Genomic DNA, 6,921 nt, shown 5'->3' with positions numbered 1-6,921 from the left:
AGAATATGGGATATCATAACTACTGCCCCCAAAATAGGTTCCCAAAACAAGCTGAGGATCAATGGTTAATATCCGGGATGAATTAAACCTATTAATCTTAATACTAATTTCATAAGAAAAAATGTTGCTACTGTTCGCTTTATTATAAACAGGATTGTGACCCAATTTTTCATTCGGATCAATTAAATTGTCAGCACCCATAAACAAGGGGGATTCGTTTTTTTTTATAACAAAATTCGCTACGATACTATTTGATTCATTTCCCTGATAACACAATAGTTTTCCATCTGTTACGTGTCCTAATTTATTTTCAAAATATATCTCATTACTTGAAAGAGTTAATCTACCACTGCCCTCGTAAATAAGTTTTATTTGATTTGGATCAGCATATGGATGAACAACAAAATCGTACTTAATGGCTCCATCTTTTAAAGTGTACAATACCCAGTCAATTCCTTTATATGCCTCTTTAACAGTTATTTTTGTATATGTCCGTACATTATGAATGCCACCTGGACAATTAGCTAGGTAATAGTTTACTACACCCTCAGTAATATCGCCTTCGGTAAAAATATTTTCTTCTTTTATGGATGCGCCCTTTAAAACCATATCCACTCTACTCCACTCGCCATTTACCTTTTCATCTGAATTTTCAGTATTCATCTCATTACTTCCGTCTCTATCGCTATCGTCTATATTTTCCCCCAACTTTAAAAATTCGTATGTAAGTCCGGAGGTAGTAATCCAAATGTTAAGGTTTGAAAAAACGGTTTTAAATAAAACATACGGAGCCGGATTTCCATGGTCATCCTTCATTTGTCCTTTGTTCTCCTGAAAGCCAAATACATGTTTATCTATCATATCATCTTTCATACGAACATTTAAATCGACCGTTTGGTGATATGCATGTGCATATAAATTATTTACAATAACAAGTAGAAATAAATAGCAGGGTTTCATAACACCGTAGTTTCGATAAATTTTGTTATAAATGTAAATAAAGTGGATGCTAAAATCAAATTATAATTAGGATAAAAGGACCAAACTAAAATATAGATATTTCGGGATTTATATAAATTATTAATACCTTAGAATTATAAAACACATTGACGATCATGAAACGAAATAACGATAATCTACTTACTCTTATCCAATCAATGGATCGTACTGAAAAAATATTTTTTAAAGCCTACAGCAGGTCTTTTAAGAAAAAGAATAGAGATATGCCGTATAGCTATATTAAACTTTTTGATTGTATAAATAGTCTAAAGGAAACAACATATAGTACAGGACAATTGAAAATACAGTTAAAAAAAAAGGGGTTTAAAAATAACATCATTAAGGAGAAAAAGTACCTAACTAAAACAATATTAAAATCATTGTGTGACTATCACGAAAACAGCACCCCCGACAGTGAACTTATTCAATTAATTAGGGAAATTAATGTTTTAATAAAAAAGAGATTGCACAATCTTGCGATAAAAAAATTAATTAAAGCTGAAAAACTCGCGCTTGCAAATGAGCAATACGATTATTTATTAAGAATTTGCTCTTTAAAAACTATTCTGTTCCGAAGAACATATGAAGTATCGGCATTTAAGTGTTACATGAATGAACAGCCAAAACAAATAAATACGTATTTGAAGTATTTAAAAAATAATTACGAGTTTGAACAAATAGCAAACAAAACTCTTCTATTGAGTTCAACGCCATCTGTAAATGGAAATAATAAAAAAAAATTGCTTTCATTAAGAAATTCTCATTTTTTCGCTTCATCAAAAAAGGCACTAACATTCTATGGAAAACGCGAATACTATGAAAGACATTTCGCTATTTCATACTACACCGGCCAACATGATTCGCTTATGTTTAAAAGACTGGAAGAATGGGTGTCCTTTCTTGAAGCAGACAAACAAAAATTAACGATAAGGGCCTCACAATACATTACCGCTTTAAGCAATTTATTAATTATTTATGCTTTAGTGAAAAAATATAGCGTTTGTGAACTGCTATATAATAAAGCTCTTAAATTCTTTCAATCAATGTCCACAGGGAAGCATAAAATCCATAATGAATATTTATTTTTGCCTTTAACAATAAATTATATTTCTTTACGAAACGAAAGTGGTCATCCTGAAAAATCAATAACTGCTTTTGAAACCATCAGTGGAATTATTTCTATTCAACAACTACAGGGTGTTTTACGACTTGCCTTATGGAATAATTTATTTATTAGCCATTTCTTGTTGAAGAATTTCAGAGAAGCATTAAACTTTACAAATAGCATATTAAACTACCATACAAATAATAGCAGTGAAATAGAGATTCAGTCCGAAGTCAGGTTATTTAATTTACTGGTTCATTTTGAATTAAAAAACTACGAGTATCTTATATACGAAGCAAAACATACAAGAAGATTTTTAGTAAAACACCATTGTCTTACGGCATTCCAAAAATGTTTAATCAGCTTTTTCGGAACTTTTTATTTGTCAGCCGGAAACAAAAAGAAAGAGGTAGAAAAATTCATTCTTTTAAAAAATGAGTTAAGAAGATTGACAAAACTAAATTCTCAGAAAAAAACTAATCAGGAAAAGTTTAATTACATAGCATGGACGGATAGCAAAATACAAAATCGTTCGCTATTGGAAGTATTAAGGAATTAGATAGTGGAAAACCTGTATTATGCAGATGTGGCCTTTAAAATGCAAGCTAAGGTCAGGAAAGAGTGGGATGAAGATAAGGCATGATTATATACAAGATGAGATCACCGTATAAATAAAAGAGTCGTTGGTTGTTGGTTTTTGGTTGCATTTTGAAGTATAAACCCAACAACAAACAACTGACATCCGACAACCATTTTCAACATATTATTCTTAATTTTACATTCTTAATTTTTAATTCCAACCCCCATGGGACGTGTATTTGAAAAACGCAAGCACAAGATGTTTGCACGTTTTGCCAAAATGGCTAAAACCTTTACCCGCATAGGTAAAGAAATCGCAATGGCTGCCAAACAGGGCGGCGGCGATCCCGATACCAATTCGCGTTTGCGTTTGGTCATCCAAAATGCCAAAGCTGTGAATATGCCGAAGGTCAATATTGATGCCGCTATAAAACGGGCCACCAATAAGGATATGAAGGATTACGAAGAAATGATCTATGAGGGATATGGACCGCACGGTGTAGCAATAGTGATCGAAACAGCAACTGATAACCCCACACGCACAGTGGCGAATGTACGCCATTGCTTCAGTAAAGGCGAAGGTACATTGGGCAAAACAGGTTCGCTCGACTTTATGTTTGATCGCAAAGGTGTATTTGAAATAGAATTGGGCAACCGTAATTTAGAAGAACTTGAATTTGAACTTATCGATCATGGACTTGAAGAAATTGACCGGGATGAGAATAAAGTGATCATAACTGTCCCCTTCACCGAATTTGGCAATATGCAAAAGGCTCTGGAAGAAAAAAAAATAACGGTAATATCATCCGACAAAGAACGCGTACCCAATACGTTTAAGGAAGTTACATCTGAACAGGAAGCTGAAGTACAAAAGCTGATCGACCTGCTGGAAGATGATGATGATGTGCAGAATGTGTTTCATAATATGAAGTAAAATGTTGGTGGTTGTTAGTTGTTGGTTGTCAGCTATTACAAACTAAAAAATACAGGACAAAAATGCCATTAACCAATAATGATATCCTTAAAAAATTGCGTGTTGCCTTACAATTAAGGGATACAGACATAGTAGAGATTTTAAAACTTGTCGATTTTAAAGTCACCACTACTGAACTTGGCGCTTTTTTTCGCAAAGAAGATCACCCAAATTACAAAGAATGCGGCGATCAGATACTCCGAAATTTTTTAAATGGGCTGGTAATTTATAAGAGAGGAAAAAAGGAAGATACGCCTAAGTCTCAGGGATAACATTGCCTGAAGCGATGTCACTTCTCTATTGTGCCAAATCTTTTGGATAGCACAAATAATGCTTCTTCACTGTCTTAGACAAAACATTAATATTCAATTGATCTGAAGCTTCTGCAATATCAACCACAGAACCGTCTTTAAACAGAATATTGATCCGTATTTTATCGGTTCGGTAAGCATCATTAACGACTATACCTGAAAAAATAAAATAATTACAGTCCTTTTCCGTAATCTTATATTTCTTCATTGTTTTTGCACGTAAGTCTTTTATGCTTGCATCTGTAAACGACAGATTTTGCAGCTCAACATGAAACAAATGGCGGTTAATTAAACTTTCGCACATACGGGCGAGCACAGGATCACTATGTTTTGTCCACACTTTAATCGATGCCATTACATCATTATCGTCAAGTTCAGCAAAAATATTCAGCAAGTTGCTGTTGCTTACAAAATCACTCTTAGTGTATTTATTGTATAAGAACTCATGAAGCGCGGGGGTACAGAATAATTCCACCTTCCTTTCAGCCAGTTCTTTCGCACGTTTTAAAATATTCACCAGAATATTTTCAGCACTTATCACCGTTTTATGCAAATACACCTGCCAGTACATGAGCCTTCGGGCCACAATAAATTTTTCAATGGAATATATCCCTTTTGCTTCGATAACAAGCTGATTGTTAACTACAGTCATCATGGTAATAATACGGTCGCTGCTCACTACCCCTTCTGAAACACCCGTATAAAAACTATCACGCTTCAGGTAATCAAGTCGATCCACATCCAACTGGCTGGATACCAATTGATGTAAAAATTTCTTTTTGTATTTATTCCTGAAAATAGAGATAGCCAGCGATAACTTCCCGCTAAACTCCTCGTTCAGCCTATCCATAAAAAGCTCAGAAATATCCTCATGATCAACTCCATGCACTATACTATTCTCAAGCGCGTGGGAAAAGGGTCCGTGACCTATATCATGCAGTAAAATAGCGATTGTGGCCGCCTGCTCCTCTTCTCCTGTTATTTCAACCCCTTTAAACCGCAATACCTCTATCGCTTCACCCATCAGGTGCATGGCCCCAATAGCATGATGAAAACGGGTGTGCAAAGCACCCGGGTAAACCAAATTGGTCAATCCAAGCTGCTTTATCCTCCGCAAACGCTGAAAGTACCTGTGCTCGATCAGGTCGAAAATTATTTCGCCCGGTATTGTAATAAAACCATAGATCGGATCGTTAATAATCTTTCGCTTGTTCAACTTTTCGTTCATTAAGCAAAAATAGGTACTTTTATTGATAAGAAAGGGTCAGGAGTCGGAAGACCGAAGACGGAAGTCAGGAGTCGGAAGACCGAAGACCGAAGTCAGGAGACAGAAGTTAGATTAAACGCTACCTTATAAATCCTTAATCCAAAATCCTAACTCCTAAATTATTTTTCCATGGAAAACAAAATAAATATACTCTGGGCCGATGATGAGATCGACTTATTAAAACCGCATGTTTTATTTTTAACTGACAAAGGTTATAATGTTCAAACAGCCAACAGCGGTGATACTGCGCTTGAATTAGTTAAAAAGAACAATTACGATATAGTATTTTTAGACGAGAATATGCCCGGCTTAAGCGGGCTGGAAACACTTACAAAAATAAAAAACAGCAAGCCCGAACTTCCTGTTGTGATGATCACCAAAAGTGAGGAAGAACACATAATGGAAGACGCTATCGGCTCGAAAATATCAGATTACCTTATAAAACCCGTCAATCCCAAGCAGATACTGCTTTCTCTCAAAAAAACGCTCGACAACAAACGACTCATAAGTGAAAAAACAACTTCGGGTTACCAGCAGGATTTTCGCAACATTGGCATGAGCCTGAGTGACAGGCTTAATTTTAATGAATGGTGCGAAGTATATAAGAAGCTTGTATTCTGGGAACTTGAATTAGACAAAAGCAAAGATCCCAGCATGGCTGAAATACTGGCTATGCAGAAAACCGAAGCCAATAAGCTATTCGGCAAGTTCATTGAGAATAACTATATAAACTGGCTGAACGGAAAAGACAAAAACCCTCCCCTGCTTTCGCATACCATTTTAAAAAACCGTTTGGCTCCGCTGCTTGAAAAGGAAGGCCCTGTATTTGTAATGCTCATCGACAACCTGCGTTACGACCAGTGGAAAATGATACAACCTATTGTGAATGAATATTACCGGGTTGAAAACGAAGAGATCTTTTCAAGTATTTTGCCCAGCGCTACACAATATGCACGCAATGCCTTGTTCGCGGGTTTAATGCCATCTGAAATTGAAAAAATGTTTCCGGATTTATGGCTGAATGACGAAGAAGAAGGTGGAAAAAATCTGCACGAAGAAGAACTGATGGCGGCCCAGCTAAAACGCTGGGGCAAAGACATAAAATTTTCATACAACAAAATAACCAACCTTGCCGCTGGTAAAAAACTGGCAGAAAACATTTCAAATTTATTGCAAAACAAACTGAATATAATTGTATACAACTTTGTGGACATGATGTCACATGCCCGCACCGAAATGGAAGTGATACGGGAACTTGCAAATGACGAAAGCGCATATCGTTCTATTACCGTTTCCTGGTTTGAACACTCGCCGCTTCACCATATCATGAAACAACTCGCCGAAAAGAAAATCCGTTTAGTGATCACCACCGATCATGGAACCATTAAGGTGACTGAGGCCTCCAAACTTGTTGGCGACCGGAATGTAAATACCAACCTGCGTTACAAAACAGGTAAAAGCATGGATTATGTTAAAAAAGATGTGTTTGAAGTCCGCAACCCTGCTGATGCCTACCTTCCTAAACAACATGTAAGCAGCGTATTTGTATTCGCAAAAGAAGATATGTTCTTTGCATACCCCAATAATTACAATCACTATGTGAGTTACTACCGCAATACTTTCCAGCATGGCGGTGTTTCAATGGAGGAAATGCTTATCCCCTATATTACGCTTGAAGCAAAGTAAG

General features: G+C 36.0%; 6 protein-coding genes. 4 read left to right on the top strand and 2 right to left on the bottom strand.

The genetic code is table 11. The features are described 5' to 3' along the window. On the bottom strand, positions 1 to 960 hold a 960-nt coding region (locus HYU69_09635; GenBank protein MBI2270598.1), incomplete at its 3' end, for a hypothetical protein. A gap of 155 nt (positions 961 to 1,115) precedes the next feature. Here HYU69_09635 and HYU69_09630 point away from each other — a divergent pair. The 3 genes from HYU69_09630 to HYU69_09620 all read left to right on the top strand — a co-directional run bounded on the left by HYU69_09630 (position 1,116) and on the right by HYU69_09620 (position 3,928). Next, positions 1,116 to 2,663 carry a hypothetical protein gene (locus tag HYU69_09630; protein ID MBI2270597.1) on the top strand — a complete coding sequence of 516 codons (1,548 nt, stop codon included), beginning with the start codon at positions 1,116 to 1,118 and terminating at the stop codon, positions 2,661 to 2,663. Positions 2,664 to 2,909: 246 nt separating this feature from the next. After that, positions 2,910 to 3,617: a YebC/PmpR family DNA-binding transcriptional regulator gene (locus tag HYU69_09625; GenBank protein MBI2270596.1), complete on the top strand. Its 708-nt coding sequence runs from the start codon at positions 2,910 to 2,912 to the stop codon at positions 3,615 to 3,617. A gap of 62 nt (positions 3,618 to 3,679) precedes the next feature. After that, complete coding sequence (locus tag HYU69_09620) at positions 3,680 to 3,928, top strand: DUF1456 family protein (GenBank protein MBI2270595.1); 249 nt, start codon at positions 3,680 to 3,682, stop codon at positions 3,926 to 3,928. A gap of 25 nt (positions 3,929 to 3,953) precedes the next feature. Here the strand turns inward: HYU69_09620 and HYU69_09615 are convergent, their stop codons facing one another. Continuing rightward, complete coding sequence (locus HYU69_09615) at positions 3,954 to 5,195, bottom strand: HD domain-containing protein (protein ID MBI2270594.1); 1,242 nt, start codon at positions 5,193 to 5,195, stop codon at positions 3,954 to 3,956. A gap of 168 nt (positions 5,196 to 5,363) precedes the next feature. Here HYU69_09615 and HYU69_09610 point away from each other — a divergent pair, with 168 nt between their 5' ends. Then, entirely contained in the window at positions 5,364 to 6,920 is a 1,557-nt protein-coding gene (locus HYU69_09610) for a bifunctional response regulator/alkaline phosphatase family protein (GenBank protein MBI2270593.1), read from the top strand. Position 6,921: the final 1 nt, after the last annotated feature.

Source organism: Bacteroidota bacterium (genome assembly GCA_016183775.1).
GTDB lineage: Bacteria > Bacteroidota > Bacteroidia > JABDFU01 > JABDFU01 > JABDFU01.
Note: the sequence above shows the minus strand (reverse complement) of the source record. Positions and strands in the feature narration are given on the sequence as shown.